Source organism: Klebsiella michiganensis, assembly GCF_002925905.1.
Lineage (GTDB): Bacteria > Pseudomonadota > Gammaproteobacteria > Enterobacterales > Enterobacteriaceae > Klebsiella > Klebsiella michiganensis.
Genome location: NZ_PRDB01000008.1, coordinates 26,900 through 42,128 on the forward strand (window position 1 = coordinate 26,900; position 15,229 = coordinate 42,128).

The 15,229-nt window shown below is 58.2% G+C and carries 14 protein-coding genes and 1 pseudogene; 2 read left to right on the plus strand and 13 right to left on the minus strand.

Annotation, left to right across the window (positions count from 1 at the left end; all coding sequences use genetic code 11):
• Positions 1 to 27: 27 nt before the first annotated feature.
• From odhB to sdhC, 6 genes are all read right to left on the minus strand, one after another.
• Entirely contained in the window at positions 28 to 1,251 is a 1,224-nt protein-coding gene (odhB, locus tag CDA56_RS17205; protein WP_049071821.1) for a 2-oxoglutarate dehydrogenase complex dihydrolipoyllysine-residue succinyltransferase, read from the minus strand.
• A 14-nt stretch (positions 1,252 to 1,265) separates the two neighbouring features.
• A complete protein-coding gene (sucA, locus tag CDA56_RS17210; RefSeq protein ID WP_004130528.1) occupies positions 1,266 to 4,073 on the minus strand; it encodes a 2-oxoglutarate dehydrogenase E1 component in 2,808 nt (935 codons plus the stop codon).
• Positions 4,074 to 4,452: 379 nt separating this feature from the next.
• Positions 4,453 to 5,169: a succinate dehydrogenase iron-sulfur subunit SdhB gene (sdhB, locus tag CDA56_RS17215; protein WP_004130526.1), complete on the minus strand. Its 717-nt coding sequence runs from the start codon at positions 5,167 to 5,169 to the stop codon at positions 4,453 to 4,455.
• 15 nt (positions 5,170 to 5,184) lie between these two features.
• A complete protein-coding gene (gene sdhA, locus CDA56_RS17220) occupies positions 5,185 to 6,951 on the minus strand; it encodes a succinate dehydrogenase flavoprotein subunit (protein ID WP_103814136.1) in 1,767 nt (588 codons plus the stop codon).
• Positions 6,951 to 7,298 carry a succinate dehydrogenase membrane anchor subunit gene (sdhD, locus tag CDA56_RS17225; protein ID WP_004100278.1) on the minus strand — a complete coding sequence of 116 codons (348 nt, stop codon included), beginning with the start codon at positions 7,296 to 7,298 and terminating at the stop codon, positions 6,951 to 6,953. Before sdhD ends, sdhA begins: the two co-directional genes overlap by 1 nt.
• Complete coding sequence (sdhC, locus tag CDA56_RS17230; RefSeq protein ID WP_014837839.1) at positions 7,292 to 7,696, minus strand: succinate dehydrogenase cytochrome b556 subunit; 405 nt, start codon at positions 7,694 to 7,696, stop codon at positions 7,292 to 7,294. The genes sdhD and sdhC overlap by 7 nt, the downstream gene beginning before the upstream one ends.
• 274 nt (positions 7,697 to 7,970) lie before the next feature.
• Between sdhC and CDA56_RS31690 the strand changes: the two genes are divergently transcribed.
• Both CDA56_RS31690 and gltA read left to right on the plus strand, forming a co-directional pair.
• On the plus strand, positions 7,971 to 8,123 hold the full coding sequence (locus CDA56_RS31690) for a hypothetical protein (protein ID WP_418268728.1): 153 nt from the start codon (positions 7,971 to 7,973) through the stop codon (positions 8,121 to 8,123).
• A gap of 212 nt (positions 8,124 to 8,335) precedes the next feature.
• Positions 8,336 to 9,619 carry a citrate synthase gene (gene gltA / locus CDA56_RS17240; RefSeq protein ID WP_004100276.1) on the plus strand — a complete coding sequence of 428 codons (1,284 nt, stop codon included), beginning with the start codon at positions 8,336 to 8,338 and terminating at the stop codon, positions 9,617 to 9,619.
• Positions 9,620 to 9,664: 45 nt separating this feature from the next.
• On the opposite strand, the gene nei is transcribed toward gltA, so the two are convergent.
• The 7 genes and pseudogenes from nei to pxpB form a co-directional block, all read right to left on the minus strand.
• Positions 9,665 to 10,456, minus strand: coding sequence for an endonuclease VIII (gene nei, locus CDA56_RS17245; RefSeq protein ID WP_025106369.1), 792 nt, complete (start codon positions 10,454 to 10,456; stop codon positions 9,665 to 9,667).
• Positions 10,457 to 10,471: 15 nt separating this feature from the next.
• Positions 10,472 to 11,116 (minus strand): pyroglutamyl-peptidase I, encoded by a 645-nt coding sequence (gene pcp, locus CDA56_RS17250; RefSeq protein ID WP_064358418.1) that lies wholly within the window; start codon positions 11,114 to 11,116, stop codon positions 10,472 to 10,474.
• A gap of 9 nt (positions 11,117 to 11,125) precedes the next feature.
• Positions 11,126 to 12,121 carry a DUF979 domain-containing protein gene (locus CDA56_RS17255; RefSeq protein WP_025106370.1) on the minus strand — a complete coding sequence of 332 codons (996 nt, stop codon included), beginning with the start codon at positions 12,119 to 12,121 and terminating at the stop codon, positions 11,126 to 11,128.
• Positions 12,118 to 12,843: a DUF969 domain-containing protein gene (locus CDA56_RS17260; protein ID WP_004130515.1), complete on the minus strand. Its 726-nt coding sequence runs from the start codon at positions 12,841 to 12,843 to the stop codon at positions 12,118 to 12,120. The genes CDA56_RS17255 and CDA56_RS17260 overlap by 4 nt, the downstream gene beginning before the upstream one ends.
• Before the next feature lie 62 nt (positions 12,844 to 12,905).
• Positions 12,906 to 13,652 (minus strand): 5-oxoprolinase subunit PxpA, encoded by a 747-nt coding sequence (gene pxpA, locus CDA56_RS17265; RefSeq protein ID WP_004848906.1) that lies wholly within the window; start codon positions 13,650 to 13,652, stop codon positions 12,906 to 12,908.
• A pseudogene (pxpC, locus tag CDA56_RS17270) lies at positions 13,642 to 14,573 on the minus strand (5-oxoprolinase subunit PxpC). Before pxpC ends, pxpA begins: the two are co-directional and overlap by 11 nt.
• Positions 14,567 to 15,223: a 5-oxoprolinase subunit PxpB gene (gene pxpB, locus CDA56_RS17275; RefSeq protein WP_064375131.1), complete on the minus strand. Its 657-nt coding sequence runs from the start codon at positions 15,221 to 15,223 to the stop codon at positions 14,567 to 14,569. Before pxpB ends, pxpC begins: the two are co-directional and overlap by 7 nt.
• Between the last annotated feature and the right edge of the window lie 6 nt (positions 15,224 to 15,229).

Here is a 15,229-nt window from a genome sequence, read left to right on the forward strand (position 1 = left end):
GCCTACGGTAGGTCATACTCTTGCTGACTACACGTCCAGCAGCAGACGAGTCGGGTCTTCCAGCAGCTCTTTAATCGCAACCAGGTAGCCAACCGACTCACGTCCGTCGATCAGACGATGGTCGTAGGAGAGCGCCAGGTACATCATCGGCAGAATTTCCACCTTACCATTCACCGCCATCGGACGATCTTTGATGGCATGCATACCCAGAATCGCGCTCTGCGGCGGGTTGATGATCGGCGTGGACATCAGAGAACCGAATACGCCGCCGTTGGTAATGGTGAAGTTACCGCCGGTCAGGTCGTCTACGGTCAGCTTGCCGTCGCGGCCTTTTACTGCCAGCTCTTTAATTTTCTTCTCGATATCCGCCATGCCCAGCAGATCGACGTCGCGCAGAACCGGGGTGACCAGGCCGCGAGGCGTGGAGACCGCCATGCTGACGTCGAAATAGTTGTGGTACACCACGTCGTCGCCATCGATAGAGGCGTTCACTTCCGGATAGCGTTTCAGCGCTTCCACGACCGCCTTCACGTAGAAGGACATGAAGCCCAGGCGGATACCGTGACGTTTTTCAAACGCGTCACCGTACTGCTTACGCAGATCCATAATCGGCTTCATGTTGACTTCGTTGAAGGTCGTCAGCATGGCGGTGGAGTTTTTCGCTTCCAGCAGACGCTCGGCAACGCGTTTGCGCAGACGGGTCATCGGCACGCGTTTTTCCGAGCGGTGGCCCAGCTGCGGAGCCGGAGCAGCTGCAGCGGGCGCAGCCGCCGGGGCTTGAGCTTTAGCCGGAGCGCTCGCCAGATGCTTCTCCACGTCTTCGCGGGTCAGGCGGCCGCCAACGCCGGTGCCTTTAATGGCCGCCGCGTCGAGGCTGTGTTCCGCAAGAAGACGGCGAATCGCCGGGCTCAGCGCATCGTTGTTTTGTTCTTCCAGAGAAGCCTGCTGGCGCTGGGCCGGAGTAGACTCTTTGGCGTCGGCTTTCGCGCCGGACTCTTTGCCCGCGCTGTTGCCTTCACGCAGGCGGCCGAGGATCTGACGAGAGAGCACGGTGGCGCCTTCGTCTTCAATGACCGCGTCCAGAATGCCATCCGCTGAAGCCGGTACTTCCAGTACCACTTTGTCAGTTTCGATTTCTACCAGCACTTCGTCACGAACAACCGCATCGCCCGGTTTTTTATGCCAGGTGGCAACCGTTGCGTCAGCTACGGACTCAGGCAGGTCGGGAACCAGAATATCTACGCTACTCATTATGTATCCTTTAATTAATCGACGTTCAGCGCGTCATTGACCAGATCTTGTTGCTGTTTCTGGTGAACGGACAGGTATCCTACCGCCGGAGAGGCGGAGGCCGGGCGGCCTGCATAACGCAGAGAGGCCCCAAACGGAATCACTTCACGGAAGTGATGCTGGCTGCAGTACCACGCGCCCTGGTTGAGCGGTTCTTCCTGACACCAGACAAAATCATGCACGTGCGCATACGGTTTCAGCGCTTCCTGTACCGCCTGGTGCGGGAACGGGTAGAGCTGCTCTATGCGAACGATAGCGACATCTTTTTGCTCTTTCTTGCGGCGCTGTTCCAGCAGGTCGTAATAAACCTTACCAGAGCACAGCACAACACGCTTCACGGCTTTCGGGTCGAGATCGTCGATTTCACCGATTGCCGGCTGGAAGGTGCCGTTAGCCAGTTCGTCCATGCTCGATACCGCCAGCGGGTGACGCAGCAGCGATTTCGGCGACATGACGATCAGCGGGCGACGCATACCGCGCAGCGCCTGACGACGCAGCATATGGTAAACCTGCGCCGGCGTGGACGGTACGCAAACCTGCATGTTCTGCTCGGCGCAGAGCTGCAGATAGCGTTCCAGACGCGCGGAGGAGTGCTCCGGCCCCTGGCCTTCGTAGCCGTGCGGCAGTAGCATCACCAGACCGCACATACGGCCCCACTTCTGCTCGCCGGAGCTGATGAACTGGTCGATAACCACCTGCGCGCCGTTGGCGAAGTCGCCGAACTGCGCTTCCCAGATGGTCAGAGTACGCGGCTCTGCGGTGGCATAGCCGTATTCAAACGCCAGGACCGCTTCTTCCGACAGCACGGAGTCCCAGACTTTAAAATGGCCCTGACCGTTGTGGACGTGCTGCAGCGGCGTATAGGTTGAACCATTTTTCTGGTTATGGATCACCGCGTGGCGGTGGAAGAAGGTCCCGCGCCCGGAGTCTTCGCCGGACAGACGCACCGAAATACCTTCATCGACCAGCGTGGCGTAGGCGAGGTTTTCCGCGCCGCCCCAGTCGAACAGCTTCTCGCCGGCGGCCATTGCCTGACGATCGCCATAGATTTTCGCGACGCGCGACTGCATCTCAACGGCTTCCGGCACCGTACTGATGCGTTTCGCCAGCTCCTGCAGACGCTTAGGTTCAACTTTGTCCGGATAGCTCTCATCCCACTCGTGGTTGAGGTATGGGGACCAGGTAAAGGAGTGCATGTTCATCGGACGCCACTCCTGCACCACGCATTCGCCGGCATCCAGCGCGTCGCGGTAGAGGTTAACCTGCTCGGTAGCGTCTTCCAGCGTCGCGACCTTATCGGCTTCCAGCTTGTCAGCGTAGATTTTGCGCGGGGTCGGATGCTTTTTGATTTTCTGGTACATCAGCGGCTGGGTTGCGCTCGGCTCGTCGGCTTCGTTGTGGCCGTGACGGCGGTAGCACACCAGGTCAATGAAGACATCGCGTTTGAAGGTATTACGGAAATCCAGCGCCAGGCGGGTCACGAAAGCGACCGCTTCCGGGTCATCGGCGTTGACGTGGAAAATCGGCGACTGCACCATCTTACCGATGTCGGTGCAGTACGGGGTAGAACGCGCATCCAGCGGGTTAGACGTGGTGAATCCCACCTGGTTGTTAATCACGATGCGTACGGTACCGCCCACTTCGTAACCGCGAGCTTTGGACATGTTCAGGGTTTCCTGAACCACGCCCTGGCCGGTGACCGCGGCGTCGCCGTGAATGGTGATCGGCAGAACTTTGTTGCTGCTCGGTTCGTCGAGACGATCGAGGCGAGCGCGTACGGAGCCGATAACCACCGGGCTGACGATTTCCAGGTGCGACGGGTTAAACGCCAGCGCCAGGTGCACCAGGCCGCCTTCGGTTTCCATGTCGGACGAGAAGCCCATGTGGTACTTCACGTCACCGGTACCGAGGTGTTCTTTATGTTTACCGGCAAATTCGTCGAACAGGTCCTGCGGTTTTTTACCCAGCACGTTGACCAGTACGTTCAGACGACCGCGGTGCGCCATGCCCAGCACCACTTCGCGGGTGCCGCTCTTACCCGCGTGGCGGATAATCTCTTTGAGCATCGGGATCAGCGCATCGCCGCCTTCCAGCGAGAAGCGTTTCGCGCCCGGGAATTTCGCCCCGAGGTAGCGTTCGAGGCCTTCCGCCGCGGTCAGCTCGCTCAGGAAGCGTTTTTTCTCTTCGGCGCTAAAGCTCGCTTTGCCTGCTACCGACTCGATACGCTGCTGGATCCAGCGTTTTTCTTCGGTAGAAGTAATGTGCATATACTCCGCGCCGATGGAGCCGCAATAGGTTTGCTTCAGGGCAGAGATCAGATCGCCCAGCTTCATCGTGTCTTTACCGATGGCAAAAGAACCTACGTTATAGATCTCCTGGAAATCGGCCTCGGTCAGATCGTGGTAAGCCGGATCGAGATCCGCCACTCTCTCTTGCTGCCACAGTCCCAGCGGATCGAGATTCGCATGCTGGTGACCACGGAAGCGGTATGCGTTGATGAGCTGCAGGACTTTAACCTGCTTCACATTGGTGTCAGGGTCGGAAATCGAAGAAGTGTAACGCGAGGCATCCTTCGCCAGGCGGCGGAAATAATCACGCGTTTTGGAATGAAATTGATCCGGTTTGACTCCGGTGCCAGGTAACTGCTGGAACATAGAACGCCAGTTGGCGTCAACAGAGTCAGGATCGGTTAAGAAGTCTTCATAGAGCTGTTCTATCCAGCTCTGGTTCGAACCAGAGAGGTAAGAAGAGTCCAGCCAGGCTTTCATTGCGCCGTTCTGCATCGTGATCCCTTAAGCATTTATATGCTTATTTCGCCGTAGAAACTACCACGCACAGAAGTTGTACGTGCCGGGGTTCACTTGTTGCGGATGAGTTGTGGTTTCGTCCGCTAAGGAACCTTTAAAAACTGCCATTAATCTTCGGCGTTCAGGCTGCGGTTGCGTCAGCTGCCTTCACTTACCCCGGTCACATAGTTCACTATGCTCCCGGAGATGCGTTCAGTTGCCGCCTTACCTCGCTCTGAACGCCTTGATTACTGGTACATATTTGGCGGTTTTTAAAGATTTCCTGCTATATCCCCCGGCGGCGCGAACGCTGCCGGGGCGACTGCTTTTGGTAGCCCGGATAAGCTCTAGCGCCATCCGGGGCAGACCGGGTTACTTACGCACTGCGCTGCAGCAGCATCGACTTAATATGGCCGATGGCGCGCGTCGGGTTCAGCCCCTTAGGACACACACTGACGCAGTTCATAATGCTGTGACAGCGGAATACGCTGAAAGCATCGCTCAGCCCTTCGAGGCGCTCGCTGGTTTCGGTATCGCGACTGTCGATCAGGAAGCGATACGCGGCCAGCAGGCCGGCCGGGCCGATAAACTTGTCCGGGTTCCACCAGAACGACGGGCAAGACGTTGAACAACATGCGCAGAGAATACACTCATACAAACCATCGAGTTTCTCACGCTGCTCTGGCGACTGCAGATGCTCGCGAGCCGGAGGATTTTGCCCATTATTCAACAAGTAAGGCTTAATCTTCTCATATTGTGCATAGAATTGCCCCATGTCTACCACCAAATCACGGATAACCGGTAATCCTGGCAGCGGACGGATAACAATTTTCTTACCCGGCTGATTCAGCGCGGAGATCGGCGTGATGCACGCCAGACCATTTTTCCCGTTCATGTTCAGACCGTCGGAGCCACAAACCCCTTCACGGCAGGAGCGGCGGAACGACAGCGACGGGTCTTTCTCTTTCAGCTGGATTAACGCGTCCAGCAGCATCATGTCGCGACCCTCTTCCGCTTCCAGGGTGTAATCCTGCATGCGCGGAGCATCGTCTACGTCCGGGTTATAACGATAAACTGAAAACTCGAGTTTCATATTCCTGTCTCCGCATTAATAAGTACGAATCTTCGGCGGGAATGCCGGACGCAGCTTCGGTTCCATATTGACGCTACGACGCGTCATGGATTCCGACTCTGGCAGATACAGGGAATGGCACAGCCAGTTTTCATCATCACGATCCGGGAAGTCGAAGCGGCTATGCGCGCCGCGGCTTTCGGTACGGTAGTTCGCAGACATCGCGGTGGCGTAAGCGGTTTCCATCAGGTTATCCAGCTCCAGGCACTCAACGCGCTGGGTGTTGAACTCGCTGGAAGTATCATCCAGGCGGGCGTTTTTCAGACGCTCGCGGATGGCTTTCAGCTGCTCAAGGCCCTTCGCCATTGCATCCCCTTCGCGGAAGACCGAGAAGTTATGCTGCATACACTCTTGCAGCGCTTTGCGGATTTCGACCGGGTCTTCACCATTCCGGTTGCCGTTCCAGCGGTTCAAACGTTCCAGAGAAGCGTCGATCTCTTCATCCGTCGCGTCGCGCAGTACGCCCTGCTCGGCGATAGACTCTTGCAGGTGCAGACCCACCGCGCGGCCAAAGACCACCAGGTCAAGCAGCGAGTTGCCGCCCAGACGGTTCGCGCCGTGTACCGATACGCAGGCGATTTCGCCTACCGCGAACAGTCCCGGAATAACCACATCTTCGCCCAGCTCGTTGACGGTCAGCGCCTGTCCGCTCACTTTGGTCGGAATACCGCCCATCATATAGTGGCAGGTTGGGATAACCGGAATCGGCTCTTTTACCGGGTCGACGTGGGCAAAGGTGCGGGAGAGCTCCAGGATACCCGGCAGGCGGGATTCCAGCACTTCTTTACCGAGGTGATCGAGCTTCAGCTTGGCGTGCGGGCCCCACGGACCATCGCAGCCGCGACCTTCACGGATTTCGATCATGATGGAACGCGCCACCACGTCGCGACCCGCCAGGTCTTTCGCATTCGGGGCATAACGTTCCATGAAACGTTCGCCATGTTTGTTCAGCAGGTAGCCGCCTTCACCACGGCACCCTTCTGTCACCAGAACGCCCGCCCCGGCGATACCGGTCGGGTGGAACTGCCACATTTCCATATCCTGCACCGGCACGCCGGCGCGGATCGCCATACCAACGCCGTCGCCGGTATTGATATGGGCATTGGTGGTGGACTGGTAGATACGACCGGCGCCGCCGGTAGCCAGCACGGTGGCGCGAGCCTTGAAGTAAACCACTTCACCGGTTTCGATACACAGGGCGGTACAACCGACCACCGCGCCATCGGCGTTTTTCACCAGATCCAGCGCGTACCACTCGGAGAAAATAGTGGTGTGATTCTTCAGGTTCTGCTGATAGAGGGTGTGCAGCAGGGCGTGACCGGTACGGTCAGCCGCCGCAGCGGTACGTGCCGCCTGCTCGCCGCCGAAGTTTTTCGACTGGCCGCCGAACGGACGCTGATAAATCGTGCCATTTTCGAGGCGCGAGAACGGCAGACCCATATGATCCAGCTCCAGAATCGCTTCCGGGCCGGTTTTACACATGTATTCGATGGCGTCCTGATCGCCAATGTAGTCCGACCCCTTAACGGTGTCGTACATATGCCATTCCCAGTTATCTTCATGGGTATTACCGAGCGCGACGGTGATACCACCCTGCGCGGAAACGGTATGGGAACGGGTCGGAAAAACTTTAGAGAGCAGCGCACAGGTCTGGCCGCTCTGGGAAATCTGCAGCGCCGCGCGCATACCTGCGCCGCCGGCACCAATGACAACAGCATCAAATTCTCTGACAGGCAATTTCATTACACACCCCACACCACAACAAATCCATAAAGAACGTAAGCCACCAGCGCAACAACGATCAGCAGTTGCAGAATTAAGCGCACGGCCAGTGGTTTAACGTAGTCCGTTAATACCTGCCACATCCCGATCCAGGCGTGGATCAGAATGGAAACGAGAGCCAGCAGGGTGAAGACTTTAGTGAACGCGGAGGAGAAAAAGCCCGTCCAGACTTCCCATGAAATTTCACCGGTGGTGGCAAAGAAGCCAACCATATAGATGATGTAGAGGGTCAGAACGATAGCGGTAGCACGGACCAGAATAAAGTCATGTACGCCGTTGCGTCCTAGTGCTGAGGCGTTGCTTACCATACGAGGACTCCTGCGAGAAGTGAAAGCACGACAGTAATAACAAAAGAAATTTTGGCGGAGCGTGTCCCTACTTCGAGGGTTTCTTCAAGGTAGCCAAAATCCATCAGCAGGTGGCGAATACCGACCACCGCGTGATACGCCAGCGCGGTCAGAATGCCCCACATGATGAACTTCACAAAGAAGCTATCCATAATGGATGCCGCAGTGAGAAAACCTTCGGGAGAGGAAAGGCTGGTGCCCAGCAGCCAAAGCAGAATCCCGATCGCCACGAAGGTGATCACTCCGGATACGCGATGGAGAATGGACGCTATCGCCGTGATTGGGAACCGGATCGTTTGCAGATCCAGATTGACAGGTCTTTGTTTTTTCACATTTCTTACCATGAATAACGCCCACATGCTGTTCTTATTGTTTCCTTCCTCCGGTCTGCTTGCGGGTCAGACAGCGTCCTTATCTATAACTAAAAGTCATGTTAAAACGCCTTTCCAGGAGTTAAAGCGTGACAAAATAACGCTGGGTGGCTCGGGATTGCAGGGTGTTCCGGAGACCTGGCGGCAGTATAGGCCGTTCACAAAATCATTACAATTAACCTACATATAGTTTGTCGGGTTTTCTCCCGAACAGTGATCCATGTCACGATAACAACATATTTTTAATTTTTAATCATCTGATTTGACAAATATTAAACATTATTGTTACAACCATTACCAGATAAATGCAATAATACGCAAAAGTTATGGGGTCACTCTTTTACCTGAGAATAAGTTATGCAACAGTGAGAGAGTATTGACCGATGTAATCAGGACAGTTATTAGTGGTATATAGTTTTATAATATTCGGGCTGCTAAAACGCTGATTTGCTGTTGTTTCGTCGTAGGCTGAAGACGTACCATCAAGCGCCCTTGCTCTGTACCCTGCCCTTTTCGCGACGCAGAGCGATGTGCAACATAACAAACTGGTAATGTCATCTGCTACGGGCTGAATGCAAATCCACCACCCGGCAGCCTTAAGCAATAAAGGCGCTAAGGAGACCATAAATGTCTGATGCTAAAGCAAAAATCACCCTGGGTGGTGATACTGCTATCGAACTGGATGTGCTAAAGGGCACGCTCGGTCAGGATGTTATTGATATTCGTAGTCTTGGTTCAAAAGGCGTGTTTACTTTTGACCCTGGTTTTACCTCCACCGCATCCTGCGAATCTAAAATCACCTTTATCGACGGTGATGAAGGTATCCTGCTGCACCGCGGTTTCCCGATCGATCAGTTAGCAACCGACTCCAACTATCTGGAAGTATGCTACATCCTGCTGAACGGTGAGAAGCCGACCCAGGCCCAGTACGACGAATTCAAAACCATCGTTACCCGCCACACCATGATTCACGAACAGATTACCCGTCTGTTCCACGCGTTCCGCCGCGATTCTCACCCGATGGCCGTCATGTGCGGTATCACCGGTGCGCTGGCCGCGTTCTATCACGATTCGCTGGATGTGAATAACCCACGCCACCGCGATATCGCCGCATTCCGCCTGCTCTCCAAAATGCCGACGATGGCGGCAATGTGTTACAAGTACTCTATCGGCCAGCCTTTCGTTTATCCGCGCAACGACCTCTCATACGCGGGTAACTTCCTGAATATGATGTTCTCCACGCCGTGTGAAAAATATGAAGTGAATCCGATTCTGGAACGCGCCATGGACCGTATCCTGATCCTGCACGCCGACCACGAACAGAACGCTTCAACGTCCACCGTACGTACCGCCGGCTCTTCCGGCGCGAACCCGTTTGCCTGCATCGCTGCGGGTATTGCCTCCCTGTGGGGACCGGCACACGGCGGCGCCAACGAAGCGGCGCTGAAGATGCTCGAAGAGATCAGCTCCGTTGAACACATTCCGGAATTCGTCCGTCGCGCGAAAGACAAAAACGACTCTTTCCGCCTGATGGGCTTTGGCCACCGCGTGTACAAAAATTACGACCCGCGCGCCACCGTGATGCGTGAGACCTGCCACGAAGTGCTGAAAGAGCTCGGTACCAAAGACGATCTGCTGGAAGTGGCCATGGAGCTTGAGCACATCGCGCTCAACGACCCGTACTTCATTGAGAAGAAACTCTACCCGAACGTCGATTTCTACTCCGGTATCATCCTCAAAGCGATGGGCATTCCGTCTTCTATGTTTACCGTTATCTTCGCGATGGCGCGTACCGTGGGCTGGATTGCGCACTGGAACGAAATGCACAGCGACGGCATGAAAATCGCCCGTCCGCGCCAGCTGTATACCGGCTACGAAAAGCGCGATTTCAAAAACGATATCGCCCGTTAAGAGGGCTATCGCAGCGACAAAAAACGCGCCTGAAGGCGCGTTTTTTTATTGCTGACATCCCGGGCACCAGTAAAACGGCCGCGACGATAGCATCGTTCTCTCGATTATTCCGCCGCAGCGCTCGCAGGCCTCCCCTTCGCGATGAAAAACCTTAAAGCGAAACAGCGCGCCGTGGTGCTTATTCTCGTCCACCAGACCGCGGGTGTTGTAGGACAATCGCGGGATCTCCAGCAGCGCATGCGCCAGCGCATCGAGCTGTTTTTCATCCAGTTCAGAGGCTTTATGCCGCCCGGTCAGCCCCACCTGCCAGAGGATCTCCACGCGCAGATAGTTGCCTAATCCGGCAAGAAACGCCTGATCCAGCAGCAGACCGGAGAACTGGCGGTTGCGGAATTTCGCCGACAGCAGCCGCGCTTTGACCTGTTCAACGCTAAGGCGCATATCGAGCACATCCGGCCCGACCCGCAGCAAAAACGGATGGCGGGCGAGCTGCTCGGGCGTCAGCATCTCAATATCAGAGGCGCTGTAGAGCAAAATCGCCCTGCGCGCGGTCTGCAGCCGAACGCGCAGAACGCGCGTCGTTTCAGGCTGCTCCCCCGCGTCCACCACTCGCCAGACGCCGTACAGCTGATTGTGGCTATACAGCGTTAACCCGCCGGAGAAGTGGGTCAGCAGCGCCTTACCGCGAGTTTCAATGTGCGTCACTCGCTGGCCGACCAGCTGAGATTGGTAATGTTGTAACTGCGGGAAGGCGAACCACGCCCCGGTCAGGGGTTCGCCTTTAATCGCCGCTTCCAGGCTATCCGCCGCGCGGCGAATTTCCGGACCTTCCGGCATAATCTTGTCCTTGTGTTAATGCGTTGCCCCACCGCCGACTTTCACATCGCCATCCTGCTGCAGGGCAACGGCGATGGCCGTCTCCAGCGCGGCCTGCACCGTCTCTACCGCCATACTGGCTTCGCCGGGATGAGCCGCGGCCTGCTCCGGCAAATACGGAATATGGATAAACCCGCCCTTCGTGCCGCTGCGATGACGCAGGCTGTGCAGCAGGCCGTACATCACGTGATTACAGACAAACGTCCCCGCCGTCTGCGACACCGACGCCGGGATCCCCCGGCTGCGCAGGGCGGTTACGATCGCTTTGATCGGCAGCGTGCTGAAGTACGCCGCCGGCCCGCCGGCAGCGATCGGTACGTCGATCGGCTGCAGGCCTTTATTGTCCGGGATCCGCGCATCATCGACGTTGATCGCCACCCGCTCAACGGTGATGTCGACGCGACCGCCCGCCTGGCCAATCGCCAGGGTCAGGACGGGATCCAGCTCATCCAGCGCGGCGTTCAGCGCCGTCAGGGCGTCGCCAAAGACGCACGGCAGCTGCCGCGCCGCCACCGGCTGTCCGCCGATAATAGCGCCATCCAGCCGCTTTACCACTTCCCACGAAGGGTTAACCGCTTCGCCGCCGAACGGCTCAAAACCGGTAATTAACACGCCAGCCATGATCCCTCCTTACAGGAACATCAGGAAATAGAGCAAAAATACGTTCACGATAAGCAGCATAACGCCGGTCGGCACCTGGGCTTTGATGACCGCGTTTTTATCCGGCAGCTCCAGCAGCGCGGCAGGTACGATATTGAAGTTCGCCGCCATGGGCGTCATCAGGGTACCGCAGTAGCCGGAGAACATGCCAATGGCCGCCATCACCGCCGGGTTCCCCCCGTGCTGCAGCACCAGAATCGGGATCCCGACCCCCGCCGTCACGATAGGAAACGCGGCGAAAGCGTTGCCCATCACCATCGTCAGCAGCGCCATTCCCAGGGTATAGACGGCAACGGCGATAAACCGGCTGTCTACCGCCAGGTAGTGCTGCGTCAGCAGGGAGATGCTGTTGCCAACGCCGGCGGCGGTAAACAGCAGCCCGAGCACCGCGAGGATCTGCGGCAAAATAAACGCCCAGCCCACCGAATCCAGCAGGCGGCGGGCTTCCTGTAACGGCTGCGCCGCCGTTTCATGGGTCATGCGGATAGCCATCACCAGACCGAGCAGCGTGCCCGCGGTCATCGAAAACAGCGTGATCAGCGTGGCGTGATTGCCCGGGCCAAAGATAGCGACCTGCAGCGAGGGGAGATTATTAAACAGCAGCACGCCGATCACCGTCACTACCGGGATCGCCAGCGCCGGGAAAAACAGCCGGTTGCCAAGACGCGCGGCGCTGGCGGTACGTTCTTCCTGCGAGCGCTGATGATAGCGACCGAGGCGCACGCCGCCAAAACCGGCGATCAGCGCCAGCACCACCACCACCACGCCAACGCCGATATTAACGGCCCGCTTGTCGCCGACCAGCTCATAGGTCCAGTCGCCAAACAGAAACACCAGGCCATAGAGCCCCCAGAACAGGCCGGTTGTCAGCCTGCGCGGGTTGGCCTTATCGCGCCATGACATCACCGCCACCACCAGCAGAACCGCGCCCGCCAGCCAGTACAGCCAGGTTTGCTGAAAATTCATGCGGCACCGCCTTTCGCCTGCCCGGCGTTAACCTTGTCCAGCTCGCGCTGGAGATGGCGGTCGAGGCGCCACAGGCGGGCGGAGTGGATCAGGAAGGCGCAGACCGCCGTTGGGATCCCCCACAGGGCGATATGCAGCGGCTCGGTCTGAATGCCGCCCGACTCCAGCATAAAGTTATGCATAAAGATAATCGCCCCGAAGGCGACGAAAATATCTTCCCCGAAGAACAGGCCCACGTTGTCGGTCGCCGCCGACATCGCACGCAGACGATAGCGCACCTCGCCGGGCAAGGCGCCGAAGTTTTTCTCCGCCGCCCCTTCCGCCATCGGCGCCAGCAGCGGGCGCACCATCTGCGGATGACCACCCAGGCTAGTGAGGCCCATCGCCGCGGTCACTTCACGAACGAACAGATAGACGATAAGCAGACGACCGGCGGTGGCGCTGCGGATCTTCGCGATCCACGTCTGCGCGCGCTCTTTCAGACCGTGCCGCTCCAGCAGGCCAATCACCGCCAGCGGCAGCAGCAGAATAAACGGCAGGTTGCGGGTATTAAGAAATCCTTCTCCCAGCTTTTCCAGAATGGTCGCGATCGGCATATGCGCCGTCAGACCCGTGATGATCCCGGACACAATAACCACCAGTACCGGGTTAAAACGCAGAACAAATCCGACCACGATCGCAGCAATGCCGATCAGTGGCCAGAGAGATAATGACTCTCCCATAGTTACATCCTGTATGTTGTTGTGAATTGTTGTCTAATGTTAATTGCTTGATAATATTGTTTTTATTCTTCTACTTCCGCACTGACCTGTATATTGCGCCCGGCAAACGCCGCGCGCAAGCGGCGCGCAAAATCCAGCGCGTGCTCGCCGTCGCCATGCAGGCAGACGGTTTCCGCCACCACGTGCGCCCATTCGCCGGTGATGCTCCGCACCCGGCTGTGCTGCACCATTTCCAGGGTTTGCGCCAGCGACTGCTCTTCGCTCTCGATCAGCGCGCCGGGCTGGGTACGCGGCACCAGGCTGCCGTCCGCCAGATAGCCGCGGTCGGCGAAGACCTCCTGGCGGGTGGTCAGCTGATAACGCTGCCCGGCGCGAATCAGCTCGCTGCCCGCCAGGCCTACCAGCACCAGACCCGCGTCAACGTCATATACCGCTTTGGCGATAGCGTCAGCAAGCTGCGGATCTTTTGCCGCCTGGTTATAGAGCATGCCGTGCGGCTTGACGTGCTGCAGCTCGCCGCCCTGCGCGCGCACCAGCGCCGCCAGCGCGCCGACCTGATACAGCGTTTGCGCATAAACCGTTTCCGGCGGCAGCTGCATCGCCGTACGGCCAAAATTTTCCCGGTCAGGAAAGCTGGGATGCGCGCCCACCGCGACGCCATATTTCAGCGCTTCGCGGACGCACTGCAGCATCATCACCGCATCGCCCGCATGGAAACCGCAGGCGATATTGGCGGAAGAGACCAGCTGCAGCAGCGCGCTATCGTTGGCGCAGCCTTCGCCCAGGTCGGCGTTTAAATCAATCTTCATCGTTCAGTCTCCATGCCAGCTGTTCAAAATAACGTTGTCTGTCGGCGCGCGCCTTCAGCGCCTCCTCCAGGGAGCAGGGAACAAAGTGGATCGGCTGTCCCAGCGGGATCTGCGCCAGCTGGTACATATCAGCCTCGATAATGGTCGCAATCCGCGGATAGCCGCCGGTGGTCTGCGCGTCGTTCATCAGTACGATGGGCTGGCCATTATGCGGAACCTGTACCACGCCGGGCAGCAGGCCGTGCGAAAGCATCTCGCGGTCGGTCGTCCGCTTCAGCGGTTGCCCCTGCAGACGATAGCCCATACGATTGCTCTGCGGGCTAAGCTGCCACGGCGAGCGCCAGAACGTGTCCTGCGACACGCTATCAAACTCCTGGTACTCGGGCCCGGGCAGCGCGCGGATGCGGTTGCCGATGGGGAGCTGCTTCACGCCGCGCGGCCCGCGGAACTGCTTATCCGATTTCCCCAGCTTCAGCCGGTCTCCGTCCTGCAAACGTCGACCTTCCAGACCGCCAATCCCCACTTTCAGATCGGTGCTGCGCGAACCCAGCACCTTCGGCACCGCAATCCCCCCGCCACCGCCAGGTAGCTGCGCACACCGTGCTGCGGGTTCTTGAGCACCAGATGCTGCCCGGCCTTGACCGCCGTTCGCCAGCCCACCCATACCGGCTCGCCATCGAGTTTCGCCTCGCAGGCGGCGCCGGTCAGCGCAAACCAGCCGCTGCGTTCAAACTGAATATCCACCTGACCCAGCGTTATCTCCAGCGCCGCGGCGTTAGCGCCGTTACCCACCAGCAGATTAGCGGTGACCAGCGCCGGCTTATCCATAGCGCCACAGCGGCTGATGCCCAGCTGACGCAGCCCTTCACGCCCGCCGTCCTGCACCGAGGTATACATTCCGGCGCGGATAATTTTTAACATACGCCCTCCTTTTGCGGCACGAAACGCACTCTGTCGCCGGAACGCAGCAGCACCGGCTCCTTGCGCTTCGGATCAAACAGCGCCAGCGGCGTACGCCCCAGCAGCTGCCATCCCCCCGGCGTCGCCAGCGGATAGATCCCGGTTTGCGCCCCGCCAATACCGACGGACCCGGCGGGCACCAGCAGGCGCGGCTCCGCCCGTCGCGGCATCGCCAGCTGATCCGGCAAGCCGCCGAAGTACGGGAACCCCGGCTGGAAGCCGAGGAACCACACCACGTACTCCACCGACGAATGCAGCTCAACCACCTGCTTTTCGCTCAGGCCGCTGTGGCGGGCAATTTCTCCCAGATCCGGTCCGTATTCGCCGCCATAAACTACCGGGACCGAGACCTCCCGCGATTCCGGTTCGAGCGTATCGCACTCCTCCCACCAGAGCTGCAGGCGCTCAATCGCGTCCCACGCCGTCTGCTGCGGGTTGCGCAATATCACGGTAATGTTGTTCATGCCCGGGATGGCTTCCACCACCTCGGTATGGCCTACCAGCCGCTGGGCTAACCGCCAGATCCGCTTCTGGCTTTCCAGCGTCACCGGAGGCTCAAGCTCCAGTACGACTGCCGTTTCACCTAATAAATAACAACGCGCTCGCTGCACTTTTGC